8 protein-coding genes are annotated in these 17,600 nt (G+C 55.3%); all 8 read left to right on the top strand.

What is annotated here, in order from left to right; genetic code table 11:
* Positions 1–426 precede the first annotated feature (426 nt).
* The 8 genes from CKL79_RS16170 (at position 427) to pglZ (ending at position 17,583) form a co-directional block, all read left to right on the top strand.
* Positions 427–2,019 carry an FAD-dependent oxidoreductase gene (locus CKL79_RS16170; protein WP_121970616.1) on the top strand — a complete coding sequence of 531 codons (1,593 nt, stop codon included), beginning with the start codon at positions 427–429 and terminating at the stop codon, positions 2,017–2,019.
* Positions 2,020–2,123: 104 nt separating this feature from the next.
* On the top strand, positions 2,124–6,332 hold the full coding sequence (gene pglW / locus CKL79_RS16165; protein ID WP_121970615.1) for a BREX system serine/threonine kinase PglW: 4,209 nt from the start codon (positions 2,124–2,126) through the stop codon (positions 6,330–6,332).
* A 27-nt stretch (positions 6,333–6,359) separates the two neighbouring features.
* Positions 6,360–7,001, top strand: a complete 642-nt coding sequence (locus CKL79_RS16160) for a Uma2 family endonuclease (RefSeq protein ID WP_121970614.1) — start codon at positions 6,360–6,362, stop codon at positions 6,999–7,001.
* Between the two features lie 78 nt (positions 7,002–7,079).
* The gene (gene pglX / locus CKL79_RS16155; protein WP_121970613.1) at positions 7,080–10,751 is read left to right on the top strand and encodes a BREX-2 system adenine-specific DNA-methyltransferase PglX; all 3,672 of its coding nucleotides are present in this window, start codon (positions 7,080–7,082) and stop codon (positions 10,749–10,751) included.
* A 79-nt stretch (positions 10,752–10,830) separates the two neighbouring features.
* Positions 10,831–11,166, top strand: coding sequence for a hypothetical protein (locus tag CKL79_RS16150; RefSeq protein WP_121970612.1), 336 nt, complete (start codon positions 10,831–10,833; stop codon positions 11,164–11,166).
* A 4-nt stretch (positions 11,167–11,170) separates the two neighbouring features.
* Positions 11,171–11,521, top strand: a complete 351-nt coding sequence (locus CKL79_RS16145; protein ID WP_121970618.1) for a type II toxin-antitoxin system PemK/MazF family toxin — start codon at positions 11,171–11,173, stop codon at positions 11,519–11,521.
* Positions 11,522–11,554: 33 nt separating this feature from the next.
* A complete protein-coding gene (locus CKL79_RS16140; RefSeq protein ID WP_121970611.1) occupies positions 11,555–15,244 on the top strand; it encodes a phage resistance protein in 3,690 nt (1,229 codons plus the stop codon).
* Positions 15,241–17,583 carry a BREX-2 system phosphatase PglZ gene (pglZ, locus tag CKL79_RS16135; RefSeq protein ID WP_121970610.1) on the top strand — a complete coding sequence of 781 codons (2,343 nt, stop codon included), beginning with the start codon at positions 15,241–15,243 and terminating at the stop codon, positions 17,581–17,583. The genes CKL79_RS16140 and pglZ overlap by 4 nt, the downstream gene beginning before the upstream one ends.
* The last annotated feature ends 17 nt before the right edge of the window (positions 17,584–17,600 follow it).

The following is a 17,600-nucleotide window of genomic DNA, read 5'->3' as shown; positions in this document are numbered from 1 at the left end:
CGGCTGTGTCCTGGCGGATTAGGGCTGCTGTGAACTTTACTCCATTTCTCGCTGAACGGCTGATACGTTTCTTCGCAAGCACTGTCCGTTAGTTGGAATTTGGAATTGCTGTTTATTGACTTGCCGCCCGGGCAGAGCCTAGAAAATCTGACCTTTGGCCGCAACTAGAGCTGCGCAACCACCTTGGGTCACAGCGTCGGTCTCTGGCTCACAGACGATGAGACAAGATTGTTTTATATCTGTTGAAAATTAGATCTTGGCAGAAACAACGCTTTCCTCCTTACAGCAGCAGCAAATAAACGGGGTCAGCAAAAACAAAAGTCAGGACTGCCTGTGTCGAATGAGAGATGTTTGGGGCAGCGAGTTTCACTACTGTGACAGATAGCACGCATATCGGCGGCAGCAGGCAAGCTAAAGGAGCAGTCAATGAGTTCTCAAAGAGAAACAGTATGTCAGGTCAATGACCTGGAAGTAGGACATATGCAGCAGTTTTCTGTTGCTGGGAAAGAGATTCTACTGATCCGCTCTGAATCGGGGTTTAGTGCGATCGCTCCTCACTGCTCTCACTACGGCGCACCCCTGGCCAAAGGAATATTGCACGCTGGCCGCATCGTCTGCCCCTGGCACAACGCTTGCTACGATGCCGAATCAGGTATCCAAATCGAGCCCCCCGGATGCGATAACTTAGCAAAATATCCCGTTCAAGTCGAGTCAGGCACAGTCTACGTCGAGCTGCCAAAAGACGGCAAAGAGCACGTCATGCCTGACCTGACTGAGCCAGATCCGCAAAGCGACCAGCGAGTGTTTGTCATTGTCGGCGGGGGCGCAGCCGGAAGCGCAGCCGCACAGATGCTCAGACAGGTAGCCTACAAAGGCCGCATCGTCATGCTCACTGTCGATAGTGAGCTACCTTACGACCGCACCAAGCTCAGCAAAGCCTACCTGCAGAGCGACGAAGTCAAAGGCCCGGACCTGCTTCGTTCAGCTGATTTTTATAAAAGGTACGGTATCGAAGTGGAGACTTCCGCCAGGGTCAGCAAGCTAGACGTGGAGTCACAGCAAGTGACCTATGGTAACAACACGCTGGGCTATGACGCGCTTTTGCTAGCGACAGGCGGACAAGTTCGGCAGCTACCTATTGAGGGGGCAGATAAATCTAATGTATTCACACTGCGGCAGGCTGAAGATGCCCAGCAGATCTTACGAGCGGCCAAAGGCGCAAAAAAGGCCGTGATTATCGGCGATGGCTTCATCGGCATGGAAGTAGCCGCTAGCTTAAAACAGCAAGGACTGGACGTAACTATTGTCGCATCGCACAAAATTCCCTTCAAGAACGTATTAGGAGAATCAGTAGGCAAGCTGTTTCGCCAGGTTCATGAGTCTGAAGGTGTGAAGTTCAAGCTAGAGACAAAGGCAAAGGCTTTTCACGGAGAGAACAAAGTCGAAACGGTAGAACTAGAGAGCGGTGAAAAGCTAGAAGCCGATCTAGTTGTCGTAGGCATTGGCGTCCAGCCTGCAACAGACTTTATCGAAGGGCTGCTAATGGATGAAAAAGACGGCAGCCTATTAGTTAATCAGTATCTGCAAGCGACGCCCAGTATTTATGCCGCTGGCGATATTGCCCAGTTTCCGCACTTCATTACCGGTCAGCCCGTGCGGATAGAACACTGGCGACTGGCGATGCAGCACGGGCAAATTGCCGCCTGTAATATGGCCGGACAAAAGGTCCCCTTTGACGCCGTTCCTTTCTTTTGGACAGGGCAGTTTGACATGAAGCTGCGCTACGTAGGTCATGCTGAAGATTGGGACGATACGATTATTCAAGGCAATTTAGACGAGAAAGACTTTCTCGCTTTTTATGTCAAAGATGAGCAGGTGATGGCTGTCTCAGGGATCGGGCGCGATCGCGACATTGCCGCCATTTCAGAACTGCTGCGCCTGCGCAAAATGCTGCCCGCTAGCGAAATTCAGACAGCCGACACAGACTGGGCTAAGCAGCTAGCATCCATCTCCAGTTAGCCCATATGCCAGCAGTACGGCTTCATAAATAGCCTGCAAACCACCGTGGTTGAAAGTGTATTCATGATTTAGAATCAGCACAGCCTACCCGTACTGACTGAACTATGAGCGCATCCACAAACTGGATTACCGTCACTGAGTCAAATTTTGACCATGAGCGGGAGGCGCTGGAATTTATCCGTCACCAGTTTCCGGGCCATGAACCCTATCGGGCCTGGTCAAATTTTGAATTTATCGCGTCGGATGGCAGCATTAACGAAGTCGATTTGCTGGTGTTTACGCCTCAGGGCTTTTTCCTGATAGAAATCAAAAGCTGGCCGGGGCGAGTATCGGGCGATGCGGGCACCTGGACTGTAGAGTTTCCAGATGGCAGAAGGCGGAGCAATAATAATCCGCTGAAGCTGACAAATTTGAAATCAAAGCGCCTGAAGTCTTTGCTAGAAAGGCAGCGAGCGTTTAAGGGTAAGCAGGTGCCCTTTCTGGAGCCGCTGGTCTTTTTGTCTGCTAAGAATTTGACGCTGAGCTTGCCGCTCGAAGCAAGACAAAAGGTGTGCCTGAGAGATGGGCCTTCTAGACCAGGGATTATGGCGGCGATCATGCGGCGGGAGTGTGAGGGAGTGCGATCGCTCAACACCTCATACAGCAATCCCTACAGTAGACCCGTTTCCAAGCTGGTGGGTCAGGCGATGGAGCAGTCCGGGATTCGGCCCTCACAGAAGTCGCGGAAGGTGAGCGACTACCTGTTAGAGAAAATTATTGACGATGGCCCGGGCTATCAGGATTGGTCGGCGACGCATGTTCAGGTCGAAAAGATGAAGCGGCGGGTGCGATTTTATCTGGTGCGGCGTGAGGCTTCGGTAGAAGATAAGGCGATGATTGGCCGGGCGGCGAAGCGGGAGTTTCAGCTCCTGGAGTCTTTGCAGCATCCTGGAATTTTGCGCGCCTATGCGCTAAGTGAGCATGAACTAGGGCCAGCGCTGATTTTGGAGCACAATCCTCAGGCAGTGCGTCTCGATCACTATCTGGCGCAGCGGCAGGAGCCTTTGGGCATTGATGTGCAGCTAGATCTGATGCGTCAGCTGGTGGAAGCAATGCGCTTTGCTCACGGGCAGCGCGTAATTCATCGGGGGCTGAACCCTAGCAGCATTTTGGTTTCAGAAGATCGGGCGGGCCATCCGAAAGTGCAGATCACGAACTGGCAGTTGGGCTATCGGGCGGGATCAGTTTCGGCAGGGGCCAGCTATGAGGTGACCGCGACGGCTCATATTGATCGATTGCTGGAGAACGAAAATACGGCCTATTTAGCGCCAGAAGCCTTGAGCAATGCGGATGTGATCGGCGAGGAATTGGATATTTTTTCGCTGGGGGCGATCGCCTTCTACCTTTTCTCCGGCCAACCCCCTGCCGCCAACGGGTTAGAGCTTGGCCAAAAGCTGCGGGAAACCAACGGGCTACAAATCAGCTCAGTGCTGAACGGGGCACCCGAAAGTTTGCAGCATTTAATTTTAGACAGCACGAATCCCAACGTGGAGCATCGCACTGAGACGGTGGCTGATCTGCTGCTGACGCTGGACATGGTGGAAGAGTCTCTGACTCAGCCAGAAAACAATCTGGTCGAAAATCCGAACGATGCTCAGCAGGGCGATGTGCTGAGGGGTAATTTCCCCATTCGCAAACGGTTGGGGCAGGGAGCCTGCTCGGTGGGCTTTTTGGTAGAAGCGGAAGGCAAGGACTATGTGCTGAAGGTGGCGAATGATCCGGAGCACAATCGTCGCCTTCAAGACGAGGCGGAGGTGCTGAGTCAGCTGCGTCATGCACATATTGTTGAATATTATAAGACGGTGGAAGTAGGCAATCGGCTGGGCATTTTGATGCAGCCGGTGCTGGTAGAGCGCGATAAATATCTGATTGAGACGTTGGGGCAGCGAATTCGTAAAGAAGGGCCGCTGAGAATTGATATGCTTCAGCGGTTTGGAGAAGATCTGCTAGGCGTAGTGAACTTTTTAGAAGAGCAGGGTGTGAGTCACCGGGATATTAAGCCGGATAACATTGCCATTGGCCAGATCGGGAAGGGGAGCAAGCTGCATTTGATGCTGTTTGATTTTTCGCTATCGCGCGCGCCTAGAGACAATATCAAGGCGGGAACAAACGGCTATTTAGATCCGCTTTTGAGTGTGCGCCAGCCTGCTCAGTGGGACTCTTACGCAGAGCGCTACGCGGTTGGTATCACGCTGTATGAGATGACGACCGGAACGCTGCCAGTATGGGGCGATGGGGTGAGCGATCCGTCTTATCTGAAGGCAGAAATTGTGCTGGAGCCGGAGCGATTTGAGACGGCGCTGAGAAAGCCCTTAACAGAGTTTTTTGAGCAGGCTTTTCGGCGCGATATTCAGGAACGATTTGACAATGGAGAAGAAATGTTGCGGGCCTGGCGCAGATGCTTTGATGCGATTGAAGAACCCGGGGCGCTGCTAGAGGCTGAGGACGAGACGGCGCTTAAAGAATTGCTGGCCAGTGCGACTTTTGAGACCCCTATTTTGGAGCTAGGACTGGGGGCGAGATCGACAAACGCGCTGGATCTGGTCAATATTTTGACGGTGAAAGACCTGATCAAAACGTCTCGCTACCGATTGCAGCGGATGAAAGGGGTGGGGCATAAGACCCGGCGAGAGATTTTGGCGGTGTCTCAGGAACTGCGATCGCGCCTCGGCACCCCTACCCTCAGCGATTTGGGTAGTGACACTCAAGAAGCCTATCTGGCAGCGCAGGCAGCGTCGGGAAGCCTGAGTGTAGACCGGCTGGTGCAGCAGATTGCGAAGCCCAGCAGTAAAGACGGCGAGTCGGCGCAGCGTACCTTGACCGTGCTGCTTGGGTTAGACACGAGCGTGGATGACTTTTGGCCTAGCCATACGGCTGTGGCCAGTCAAATTGGCCTATCGCGAGGGCGCATTAGTCAGCTAGCGGGCAAGTTTCAAAAGCGGTGGGCCAAAACGCCAGCGGTGACTCAGCTTAGAAATGACGTGCTGGATATTTTGCAGCAGGCAGGTGGGGTGATGACTGCCGAAGAAGTGGCGCTGGCACTGCTATTGAAGCGGGGGTCGCTAACTGAGGAGTCGCAAATGCGTACCCGGGAGGCGATCGCCCTTCTCCGTTCAGCCACAGAAGTAGAGCGCACGATGGTGAGCCCGAGATTTGTAATCTTGCAGGTCGGCGACCGTACCTTGATTGCCACTGATAGCGACTGGGCTACCTATGGCCGCAATCTGGGCGAAAAGGCCGATCAGCTGGCGCAGGAAGATCCGCTGGTAGCTCCAGAGCGGGCGATTTTGGAGCTGCAAGAGATTGACCCTCCGGCGGCAGCAGCGCCTTTACCCGAGCGGCGACTGTTGCAGCTAGCGGCGGCGGCTTCTCAGCAGGCGGCACTCTCTAGCCGTCAGGAGCTGTACCCCAGCGGCATGGAGGCGGAGCGGGCATTGCGGCTGTCGCAGGGGGCGTTGTACGGGGCGCAGTCGCTGACGGTGGCGCAGGTGAGAGATCGCATCAGTGGGCGCTATCCGGAGGCGGCTGAGCTGCCCGGAAGACCGGCATTAGATAGGCTGTTGCAGCAGTTTATGCCGAACTTGGTCTGGCATAGCCCGCAGGGTTGCTATGTCAATCAGGCGCGAGAGCAGTTTTCGCTGAGCAGTACGACAAATTTGGCCCGGTTGATGACGGGGGCGGCTTCGAGTAGTCATGAGATCACGCCAGCGGAGGCGGATGCGCGGCTGTTGGAAGATAAGCTGAGGCGGGGCATACGGGAGGGGGCTTTTTTGGCGCTGCTGGCCGATCCGAGGCGCTATCCGGAGGCGCGGCAAACGCTGTGCGATCGCTTCCCGCTACAGCTCATTGACTATGAGGCGCTGTTTATTGAGTCGCTGCGGCAGGTAACGCAGCAGTCGCGGGTGAATTGGGATCTGGTTTTGAAGACGGATGCGACGCCGGGGCAGGGTGACTGGGATAAGCTGATGCTGCTGGTGGGGCGGGCGATGCCGCTGGTGGAGGCCCAGCTCATGCAGGCGACTCAAACGGTGCTACTGATTTATCCGGGGCTGCTGGCGCGCTATGACCAGATGACGCTGCTGGAGCGGTTGCGGGAGCAGGTGGGTAAGGCCGATGGGCTGCCGGGGCTGTGGGTGCTGGTGCCCAATGGGCAGCAGGCGATGATCGAGGGGCAGGCGGTGCCGCTGCTGAGTCCGGGGCAGCGGGCGAAGGTGACCGATGAGTGGTTGCGCAAAGGGCAGCGGGTGGGGCCGGGGACAGAAGCTGTGCCGTAAACTGGTAGGAAGCATGAGGGAGTTGATATGGCAGTAACGCTGGCCGCACCGATCCATGAGATAGAGCTGGCTCCGGGCAGTGCGATTCGGCTAAAGGAGATTTCCTGGCAGGCGTATTTAGCGCTGCTGCAAACGCTGGGTGAAGATCGAGGGGCGCGAATTGCCTATAGCGACCGTGTTTTGGAGATTAGGATGCCGGGGCAGCTACATGAGTCGGTCAATCGGGTGCTGGCGGCGATTGTTTTGACGCTGGCGGAGGCGCTAGATCGCGATTTTAATAGTTTGGGGTCGGCGACGCTGAATCGACCGGATCTGGTGAAGGGAATTGAGCCGGATAGCTGTTTTTATATTCGCAGTGTGGAGGCGGGGCAGGGGATGGCTGGGCCAACGACGCTACCGCCGGATCTGGCAATCGAGGTGGATATTGCCAGCAGTTCCGAGCAAAAAATGGAGATTTATCAGGCGATGGGGGTGCCGGAGCTGTGGCTGTATCGGGATGGGCGGCTGGTGATTCTATGCTTACAGGTGGCGGGCGGCTATACCGAGGTGGAGCGGAGCGGGGCATTTCCTGAGGTGAGTGCGGCGCAGTTGAATGAATGGGTAGGGCTACGGAAGACGGGGACAGATTTGACGGTGGTGAAGGCGGTGAGGCGATCGCTCGCCCCTTAGGAATAGTCGCTATTTTTCGAGATGCCCGACAGGTTTATGGGAATCTATGGGTGGGTTGGTTTTGTTTATTGAGTTTTTATGATTGAGCGATCGCATCTTCTTTCTGACCTGCAAAAGCTGCTTCAGCGGCTAGAAAAAGATCTGGCGGAGCGGGGGGATTTGCCGGAGATAAAGGCGGCTTTGCGGGTGGAGTATGACCGGGCGCAAAAGGCGGAGCGAACGGCGCTGAGCTATGAGCAGTGGCGCAGTGGCTATGCGACTCAGGTGGCGGTGGCCTGGGTGCTGGGGGCGGTGTTTGCCCGGTTTTTAGAAGACAATGGCTTGGTGGAGTCGGCGCGACTTGCGGGGCCAACTGAGCCGGAGAATCGGTTGCAGCAGGCGCGCGATGAGCATGAGCTATATTTTCGGGCGCATCCGACTGAGACGGATCGGGAGTATTTGCTGGCGGTGTTTGAGGCGCTGGGGAAGCTGCCGGGGATGGGGGCGATTTTCTTAGAGCAGAATTTGATATTTGCGCTGCCGAACTGGCTGAGTGGAGATGCGGCGGGGGATTTGCTGCGGTTTTTTCAGCAGATTGAGCCGGGGACGGGGGCGCTGGTGCATGATTTTGCCGATGCGGGATGGGATACGCGGTTTTTGGGAGATCTCTATCAAGATTTGTCGGCGGCGGCGCGGAAGCAGTATGCGCTATTGCAGACGCCGATTTTTGTGGAGGAGTTTATTTTAGATCGGACGCTTGATCCGGCAATTGAGGCGTTCGGGTTATCAGATGGGCTGGCGGATTTTCGGATGATTGATCCGGCTTGTGGGAGCGGGCATTTTTTGCTGGGGGCGTTTGAGCGGATTTTGGATCGGTGGCTGCGGCGGGAGCCGGGGACGAATGTGAGGGCGCTGGCGCAGCGGGCGTTGGAGGCGGTGCATGGGGTGGATGTGAATCCTTATGCGGTGGCGATTACGCGGTTTCGGCTGCTGTTGGCGGCGATGCGGGCGAGTGGGATAGATAAGCTAAAGAATGCGCCGGGGTTTCGGTTTCGGTTGGCCTGTGGGGATTCGTTGCTGCATGGGGAGGGGAGTCAGTTGGTGCTGGGGGAGTGGGCACCGATGGCGCATCATTTTCAGTCGGAAGATGTGGCGGCGCTGAATGGGATTTTGCAGGCGGGGTATTTTCATGCGGTGGTGGCGAATCCGCCGTATATTGTGCCGAGAGATAAGGCTTTGAATGCGGCTTATCGGGAGCGGTATGAGACTTGTTACCGGCAGTATTCGCTGGCTGTGCCGTTTATGGAGCGGATTTTTGGCTTGGCGGTTAAAGGAGGGTTTACGGGGCAAATTACTGCGAACTCTTTTATGAAACGAGAGTTTGGTAAGAAGCTGATTGAAGAGTTTTTTCCGAAGGTGGATTTGACTCATGTGATTGATACGAGCGGGGCGTATATTCCGGGGCATGGGACGCCGACGGTGATTTTGTTCGGGCGGAAGCGGGTTCCGATGGCGGGTGTGATTCGTACAGTGATGGGGATACGGGGAGAGCCGAGTACGCCGGGGGATGCAGCGAAAGGTTTGGTTTGGTCAGCAATCGTTGAACAGATTGATGTAGAAGGATCGGAAAGTGAATTTGTTAGTGTAGCTGATTCAAAAAGAGATCTATTTCATAAGCACCCGTGGTCGATTGGGGGCGGTGGAGCAACTGAACTCAAAACTGTTATTGAAAAATCAAATCCTAAAAGGCTGGAAAATGTTATCGAGACTATATGCTCTTTGTGTCTTACTCGTGCTGATGATACTTATTTGATGCCAAGCGGCGTTCTTTCCCGTAAAAGAGTAAAGCCTGCGCACCAACTGATTATGGTTCAAGGCGAACAAGTTCGGGATTGGGGTCTTCACGAACCAGAATATGTTTTGTTTCCGTACAATGAAGAACTGAAGCCTGTTTCTGAAGAAGATGGCTTAGCTGTCCACCGTTTTTTATGGCCGCAAAAAGAAATTCTTTGGCGAAGACGTGAGCTGGGAGGCGATCATCGGGAACTAGACCGCACTTGGTGGGAATGGAATCGTTTTCTAACTCATCGGTTTAGAAATCCCATGTCGATACCTTTCGCTTTCGTAGCCACCCACAACCACTTCGTCCTAGATCGCGGTGGCAAAGTCTTCAAACAATCAGCGCCTGTAATCAAGCTGCCTGCGGGGGCTACTGAGGATGATCATCTGGCTTTGCTGGGTCTGCTGAATAGTGCGATCGCCTGCTTCTGGATGAAACAGATTTTCTTCCCTAAGGGAGGGGATCAAGTAGGAAGCGAAGGAGCCCGTATTCGCAAAACTTGGTGGGACGAACGTTACGAGTTTGCGGGAACTGGCTTACAGTCTTTCCCTGTTGCAAAAGAATATCCAACTGACAGGGCCAGACATCTGGATGCCTTAGCTAGCTCGTTGACCTTGAACTCGCCTGAAATTTTGCTTCAAGACAAAATTGATGGTTTGCAAGAGAGAATTGCAACAAGCCTAAAACAGTGGGAAGAAACATTATCTCAAATGATCTCTCAACAAGAAGAGCTAGATTGGGTTTGCTACAAGCTATATGGCCTTATTGAGGAAGAGTTGACTTACGGAAAAGAATTACCCTCGATTCAGCTCGGAGAGCGAGCATTTGAGATTATCATGGCTCGACAAATTCAGGCAGGTAAGCTGAAAACTGCTTGGTTTGACCGCCACAATTCTACCCCCATCACCGATCTCCCCACCCACTGGCCCGACGACTACAAACAACTCGTCGAACGCCGCATCCACCTGATCGAAACCAACAAAAACATCCGCCTGATCGAACAGCCCGAATACAAACGTCGCTGGAATACCGAACCCTGGGACTCCCAGCTAGAGCGAGCCCTCCAAACCTGGCTTCTCAACCGCCTCGAAAGCTACTTCGACCTCGATGGCCGCCTCAACGACACCGCTACGCCCACCGCCCACATCACCACCCCTACCCTCATCTCCACCGCCAAACTCACCGACATCGCCAGCCAGGACACCGACTTCCTCCAGGTCGGCGAACTTTACCGCAACGACCCCGCCTTCAAAGTGCAAACCCTCATCGACGATCTCACCCACAAAGCCGCCGTCCCCCACCTCCCCATCTTCCGCTACAAACCCACCGGCCTCCGCAAACGCGCAGATTGGCAACACACCTGGCACCGCCAACGCCACGAAGACGCCATTGACGCCCGCACCCAACTCCCCCCAACCGACCCTGACTATCTAGACACCACTGCCGCCAACCGCCTCAAAGAAACAGAAATCGGCCCCATCCCCATCCCCCCCAAATACACCAGCACCGACTTCCTCAAAACCCACCACTGGAAACTACGCGGCAAACTCGACGTGCCCAAAGAACGCTGGCTCAGCTTTCCCCACTGCGAAGGCCCCGACGGTCTCCCCGTCATTGCCTGGGCAGGCTACGACCCCTTACAGCTCGCCCAAGCCATCAGCACCTACTACATGGATGTCAAAGAACGCTTCGGCGGCACCGGCGACCCCCGCCTCACGCCCCTCCTGGCCAGCCTGATCGAGCTACTCCCCTGGCTCAAGCAATGGCACAACGCCCCCAACCCCGACTTCGACGGCCTGCAAATGGGCGACTTCTACGAAACCTTCATCCAGGACGAAGCCAAAGACATGAGCACCACCCTCGAAGCCATCAGCACCTGGCAACCCCCCGCCAAAGCTAAGAAAGCGAAAAAAAGCAAACGAAAGCAGTAAACCAAACTTTTACGACACAATAAAAGGAACCCCCAGGCCCGGAAAACAGTAGTCTACCTACCCTCATCGTTACCAAGCCATGACCATCACCGAACTGATCCCGACCGTCAAAGAGCTATCCAGCACAGACAAGCTACTGTTGCTGCAACTACTCGTGCAAGAACTCCTCCAGTCAGAAGGCATCGCCCATCAACCGTCGATTTTTGACGATAGCCCAATCGAGTCAACACCGCAGCCTGCCGAGGACGAAGACGATGAAGACGACCTCACCATAGAAGAACGGCTCGAAATTTTAAGAAAACCTCCCAAGGAACGAGGGGAGATCCTTGCTAAACAGGCAGAAGCAATGCAGGCATATTATGAGCAAAATACAGAATGGAAAGATTGGCCAGTAGACGACATCATTGAGTACTAATATGATGACTCCAAAACGCGGCGAAGTTTGGCTAGTCAACCTTGACCCAACGCTGGGTTCAGAAATAAAAAAGACCCGTCCTGCCATCGTCGTCAGTGCCGATAAAATTGGGAAGCTGCCTGTGAAGCTAGTTGTGCCGATCACAGATTGGAAAGCCAATTTCGCTCAAAACGTGTGGCACATCAAGATGCACGCCAGCGCCAGCAATGGCCTCAGCAAAGTTTCCGCAGCCGACACATTACAGATGCGAAGCATTGCCCTACAGCGATTTGTCCGGAAGCTAGGCGATGCCTCTAGCCAAACGATGACTAAAGTTGTCATATCTATAGATACCATTATCGCAGCAGATAGCTAAAAGCTTTACAACGAAGTCCTCACGCCTATTCTTATGACTCTTATTAAAGACCTGATTGAAATCCCCGAGCGCGTTCAAAAAGGCGACTTCGTGCTCAAGCTCACCGAAGGCGTCACCCGCGCTGAGGCCACCCTGCGCGACTACGTCGTTACCCCCGAACTCAAAGACTGCTTCGACAGCGCCCTCACCTTCATCCGCAGCGCCCTCAGCAGCAACAGCAGCAAAGCTAGCTACCTCCACGGCAGCTTCGGCAGCGGCAAAAGTCACTTCATGGCCGTGCTCAACCTCATTCTCCAGGGCATCCCCGCCGCCAAAAGCATCCGCGAACTCGCCCCCGTCATCACCAAGCACAACGACTGGATGACCGGCAAAAGATTCCTCCTCGTGCCCTACCACATGATCGGCGCACACGACATGGAATCCGGCATTCTCGGCGGCTATGTAGACTTCGTTCGCCAGCATCACCCCGATGCGCCCATTCCCGGCGTATACCTGGCCGAAGGACTCTTTAGCGACGCCCAAAGCCTGCGCCAAAAAATGGGCGACGACAGTTTTTTCAGCGAACTCAGCGAAGGCACTAGCAGCGACAGTGGCTGGGGCGAACTTGCAGGCGGCTGGGACAGCGCCCGATTTGAATCAGCTATCAGCGCCCCTCCCGGCCAAGAAGAACGCTCCCAACTGATCAGCGCTCTGATCAAGCAGTTCTTCAACTCTTACGATATTCAGACCAGCGGCCAGGGCGAAGCCTTCGTCTCGCTCGACCAGGGCCTCTCGGTCATCAGCAAACATGCCCGGGCTCTCGGCTACGACGCCCTCATTCTCTTTCTCGACGAACTCATTCTCTGGCTGGCCAGCCGCGCCACCGACCTCAAATTCATTCACCAAGAAGGCCAAAAACTCTCCAAACTTGTCGAAGCCCAGAATGCGGATCGCCCCGTTCCCATCATCAGCTTTGTCGCCCGCCAGCGCGACCTCAGCGAACTGATCGGCGACTCCATCCCCGGCGCAGAACGGCTCAACTTTAGCGACGCGCTCAAGCACTGGGAAGGCCGCTTTGACCGGATTACGCTGGAAGATCGAAATTTGCCAGCGATCGCCGAAAAGCGCATCCTCAAATGCAAAACCCAATCCGCCCGCGAAGAACTCAATGCCGCCTTTGAAACCACCGCAAAGGTACGCGAATCGGTGATGAATACGCTGCTCACCAGTGCCGGCGACCGAGAAATGTTTCGCAAGGTCTACCCCTTCAGCCCCGCCCTGGTACAAACTCTGATCGCCGTCTCCAGCGTGCTCCAAAGGGAGCGCACCGCCCTCAAGGTGATGATGCAGCTCCTAGTAGACCACCGCGACACCCTCAAAGTCGGCGACATTGTCCCCGTCGGTGACCTGTTCGATGTCGTCGCCCACGGTGACGAAGCCTTTAGCCCCGAAATGGCCACCCACTTCAACAACGCCAAACGCCTCTACCAGCAAAAGCTCCTGCCCGAGCTAGAGAAAAAGCACGGTCATCAGGAAGACCTCGAACAGCTCATTCCCACCGACCCCAAACGCCTCGCCTTCCGCAACGACGACCGCCTGGTCAAAACGCTCCTGCTCTCAGCCCTCGTCCCCGAAGTCGAATCTCTCCGCAATCTCAGCGCCGAACGCCTCGCCAATCTCAATCACGGCACCATCAAGTCTCCCATTCCTGGCCGCGAAAGCAATCTTGTGCTAGAGCGCTGTCGTACCTGGGCTGCCAGCATCGGCGAAATCCGCATCGGCGAAGAATCTTCAAACCCCACCATCTCCATTCAGCTCTCCGGCGTAGATACCGACAGCATTCTCAAACAGGCCGAGCGAGAAGACAATCGCGGCAACCGTATTCGCCTGATTCGCGACATGGTTTACGCTCAGCTCAACATTAAAGGAGAAGAGCAGTTCGAGCAATATCACGACTTCACCTGGAAAAACACTAAGCGATCTTGCGTTGTTGTCTTTGGCAATATCTGGGAGCTGCCCGACGCCTCTTTAGAAAATTTAGACGAGCGCTGGAAGTTAGTCATCGACTACCCTTTCGACGAAGCCAACCGCTCTCCCAAAGACGACTGGCAAAAGTGCGAAAAATTCAAAGGAAAGCACAAAGGTGGGGCCAAAACCCTCTGCTGGATTCCCTCCTTTTTCAGTGATGACGCCAAAAAAGATCTTGGCACGCTGCTTATTTTAGAGCACGTGCTCACTGGCGAAAGATTCACCGAATACGCCACCTATCTCTCCCTGCAAGATCGCCAAACTGCCAAATCTCTGCTCGAAAACCAACGCAGCGTCCTCACCCAAAGAGTACGCAACCACTTAGACGCCGCTTACGGCATCAGCCAATCCCCAAGCGCTATCAGCACCTCCGCTCGCCTGGAGCTAAACGAACAGTTTGTCTCCCTGCAACCCGGCTTTGACTTGCAGCCCCCCACCGCCGCTAACCTGGAAAAGGGCCTGAAACATCTGCTAGATCAGGCTCTCGCCCACGAATTTCCCGCCGCCCCCGACTTTGAAACCGACGTTAGCAGGATCAACACGCTGCAAAAGGTTTACGAGCAGATCAGCCCAGCCGCCCAAACCGCCGACGGTCGATTAGAGATAGATCGGCCTATGCGCCCTTTCCTCAAACAAATTGCCAATCCCCTGCTGCTCGGCGAAATGGCCGAAACCCATTTTGTGCTCGGCCAGCACTGGAAAAACCACTTCGTCAAAAAAATCGCCGAAATTAGCGGCGCTCCTCAGGTCAGCCAGATCCGCCAGTGGATCGACCAGCCCCGAGCCATGGGCCTCTCTAAAGAACTGCAAAACCTGATCATCCTCACCTACGCCGAACAAACCGGACGCAGCTTCTTCCGCCACAATACCCCGTTCGATGTCACGATCAAAGACATTCCCAGTGACTGCGAGCTGCGAGAACAAAAGCTCCCTGACGAAGCCCAGTGGGCAACCGCCATTCAAAGGGCCAGAGACATTTTCGGTATTTCTGTCACGGCTCTGCGCAAAGCCAGCACCGTCGCCAGCCTGGAGACTAAAGTACAGACCAGAGCCACCGCCGCCCTAGAGAGCTGTCAGAGCTACGTGCAGGCTTTGCAGCACGTGCCAGATACACTCAATCTCGATCAGACCTATGACCGACTGACGACCGCCACCACGACGCTCGCCCTGGTAGAACAGCTCAGCGCGGCTAAAGCAGAAGAGGTGGTTGAGGTGCTGGCAGACTGTGCGATCGCCACCTCCGAATCCGCCATGGCCGAATGCCTGAAAAAAGCCGCCAATCTCACCGGCACGCTCAACAGTACCAGTTGGGACATCTTTGAAGGCATTACCGCCCTCACCGACGACCGTCAGGCCAAAGCCAGCAACCTTCTGGCAACGCTAGTTAACACTCTCAGCAGCGACGAACATGTAGTCGCCTTGGGGCCATCGCTCAAAGCCTCCCACAGTGCCGCCGTCCGGCTCCTCACATACCAGCCACCACAGCCGCCACCCGTCACACCGCCACCCGTCACGCCGCCCGAAACTACAACAAAGGAAGAAACTACCGCTTCTACCACCCCCATCCGACGGACAGTCAGCGAAGACAGTCAAAGCGATCTCACCCTACCTGAAGCTGAAACGCTACTGGCCCGGCTAGGCAAAGACCTCAAACCGGGGCAAACTCTCCGCCTCGGCATTCGTTGGATCGTGCAAGAGGAGAGTGCTAACTCGTGATCGCCGCCCCTACCTTCAGCCAAATCAAAGCCCAGGTCGAAGCAATTCGGAAGCGATCGCCCCGCAGCCAGGTCATCGGTATTCACACTCAGGGCCGGTGGACAGGCGATCGCCAGCAGCAAGTCGGCAATCAGCCCTACCGGATCGACCAGTGCGACTCCCCTCTGGCACTGCGGATTGCCCTCCAAAAGGGCGACCAGGAACGCGCCACTGATCAAAATCTGATCCAGGTGATTGTCACCCCCCTATCTGACGACGACATCGAAGCAGACATTTGCCTGCGCCTAGCCAAGCAGCGCCTCTTCACCATCACCCCCTGGCAAATTGTCAAATCTCTCTTCAGCGCCACCAATATTGACCCGCGACTAATTCAGCACAGTTGGATTCCCGAAGCCCTGATGGACGCCATTCCAGGCAACGGCTATCCGCCCGTTCTAGGCGGCTTTTTAGATGCCGAAATCGTCTGGCCCATTTTGCTGCATCAGCACATTCATCTACAAGCCAACCGGCCTGACTTGCCTGCACTTCTAGCCTGGTCAACTCACCCAGAGAATGTAGAACGCTACCAGCAAACCTCGCCAGACCTTCGCACCGCCGCCGCCGACTGGCTTATTGGCCTCGCTGGCTCCACCGCCAAAACCATCCTCCACTGCGCTGCCCACAGCCAAAAGCCCGATGCCCTCCCTCTCGGCCTGGCCGCCGCCGTCATCTACCACCCCGCTGCCCAAGGCAAGCTCGACAAAGCCATCGGCAAACTCGAAGAGCGCTTTCTGGCTGGCCATTCCCCCAGCCCTGAAACCATGCGCCGGTGGAGCAAAGCCGCTCACCAAAGCCTGCAACCCCTACCGGCAGAAACGCGGTACGCCCTAATCCAGCGCAGTGATGCCATTCTCACTGAAATAGGAGCCCAAGAGTTTGCCTACCTCAGCACTATCTCAGAGCGAGGCTTTGACCAGCACCTCACGAGCTTCAGCAAACAGCTCACTGCGCTAGTGAAAAAGCCCAGCCCCACTCACTTAAACAAACTCAAGAAGACCTACCAAACCCTTCAAAGTCATGAACAGATAGAGCCGCTGAGCCGCCGGATTCAGCGCGTAGAAATGGCCTTGCGGCTGGCTCAGTGGTTAGTGAGCGATCGCCAGCACCCCCCTGCTGAAACCCAATCTGAACCGCAGTCTTTGGAAGAGGCGATCGCCTACCACACCGACACCGGTAGCCTCCTCGACTGGGCCAGACTCACCCTGCCACTGGCCGAACCCAACCCAGACCTTTGTGCCGCCTATGGCCAGCTCTTCAACACCATCACCCACATTCGAGAAACCCAGTCCCATCAGTTCGCCAATCTCCTCAAAGACTGGACTGAAGTTGGCTCTACCCAAACAACAATCCTCCCCATCGAGAATGTGCTCGATGCCGTCATCGCCCCCCTCGCCGAAAAAGATCCCGTTTTGCTCATCGTCATCGACGGCATGAGTCTGGCCGTCTGTCACGAGCTACTTTCCACGCTAGAGCAGCCCTGGCACCTCATCCGCCCCATCCAACCTGCCCTAGCCACCATTCCCTCTATCACTGCGACCTCTCGCACCAGCCTTTTCTGCGGTCAGATCCAGTCAGGCAAAGCCCCCCAAGAAACCCAGGGCTTCACCGCGCATCCCAGCCTGCTTAAGTACTGCAAACGCGACGCCCCGCCGCTGCTTTTTCACAAAGCCGCCCTCCAATCGACTGACAGCCCCACGCTCGCCGCCGACCTGCGCAGCGCTATCGAATCAGACCAGCACCAGATTGTGGCGCTGGTGATCAACGCAGTCGATGACCTCCTCAGCAAAGGCGATCAGATAGACACAAGCTGGACGTTTGAGCATATTAAAGTCCTGAAACCCATCCTCCAATCTGCCCTGAATGCCAGCAGAGTGGTTATTCTCACTAGCGATCATGGTCACATCCTCCACAACAGCACCCAGTACCAGCCCGGTGACGGCGGCGAACGCTGGCGCACCAATAGCGACCAGCCTAGCGAGCAAGAACTTCAGATCAAAGGAAAGCGTGTCTTGATAGAAGGCTCTGCGGCGATCGCCCCCTGGACAGAAAAAATTCGCTACAGCCCAGCCAAAAAACACGGCTACCACGGCGGCATCAATCCGCAGGAAATGATTGTTCCTATCGCGATACTCGCTTCCCCGCGCAGCAGTCTCAGCGGCTCGTCAGTCGCCGTTTCACTACCCGACTGGTGGAAATCTCCCCTCGATCTCTCTGAACTAGCTCAACCGCAGCAGACTCAGGCGCTATCAGAAAATGATTTTGGCCCCCTTTTCACCTACACAGGGAGTGACGACCTCTAAAAAACTATCCTGCTACG

It is taken from the genome of Leptolyngbya sp. BC1307, assembly GCF_002286735.1.
In the GTDB taxonomy this organism is placed as follows: domain Bacteria; phylum Cyanobacteriota; class Cyanobacteriia; order Phormidesmidales; family Phormidesmidaceae; genus Phormidesmis.
This window is presented reverse-complemented; position numbering and strand designations above follow the sequence as displayed.

Bases quoted from the DNA above. Each gene is read 5' to 3' on its own strand.
- CKL79_RS16170 (WP_121970616.1), top strand. From the start codon at position 427: ATGAGTTCTCAAAGAGAAACAGTATGTCAGGTCAATGACCTGGAAGTA.
- pglW (WP_121970615.1), top strand. From the start codon at position 2,124: ATGAGCGCATCCACAAACTGGATTACCGTCACTGAGTCAAATTTTGAC.
- CKL79_RS16160 (WP_121970614.1), top strand. From the start codon at position 6,360: ATGGCAGTAACGCTGGCCGCACCGATCCATGAGATAGAGCTGGCTCCG.
- pglX (WP_121970613.1), top strand. From the start codon at position 7,080: ATGATTGAGCGATCGCATCTTCTTTCTGACCTGCAAAAGCTGCTTCAG.
- CKL79_RS16150 (WP_121970612.1), top strand. From the start codon at position 10,831: ATGACCATCACCGAACTGATCCCGACCGTCAAAGAGCTATCCAGCACA.
- CKL79_RS16145 (WP_121970618.1), top strand. From the start codon at position 11,171: ATGACTCCAAAACGCGGCGAAGTTTGGCTAGTCAACCTTGACCCAACG.
- CKL79_RS16140 (WP_121970611.1), top strand. From the start codon at position 11,555: ATGACTCTTATTAAAGACCTGATTGAAATCCCCGAGCGCGTTCAAAAA.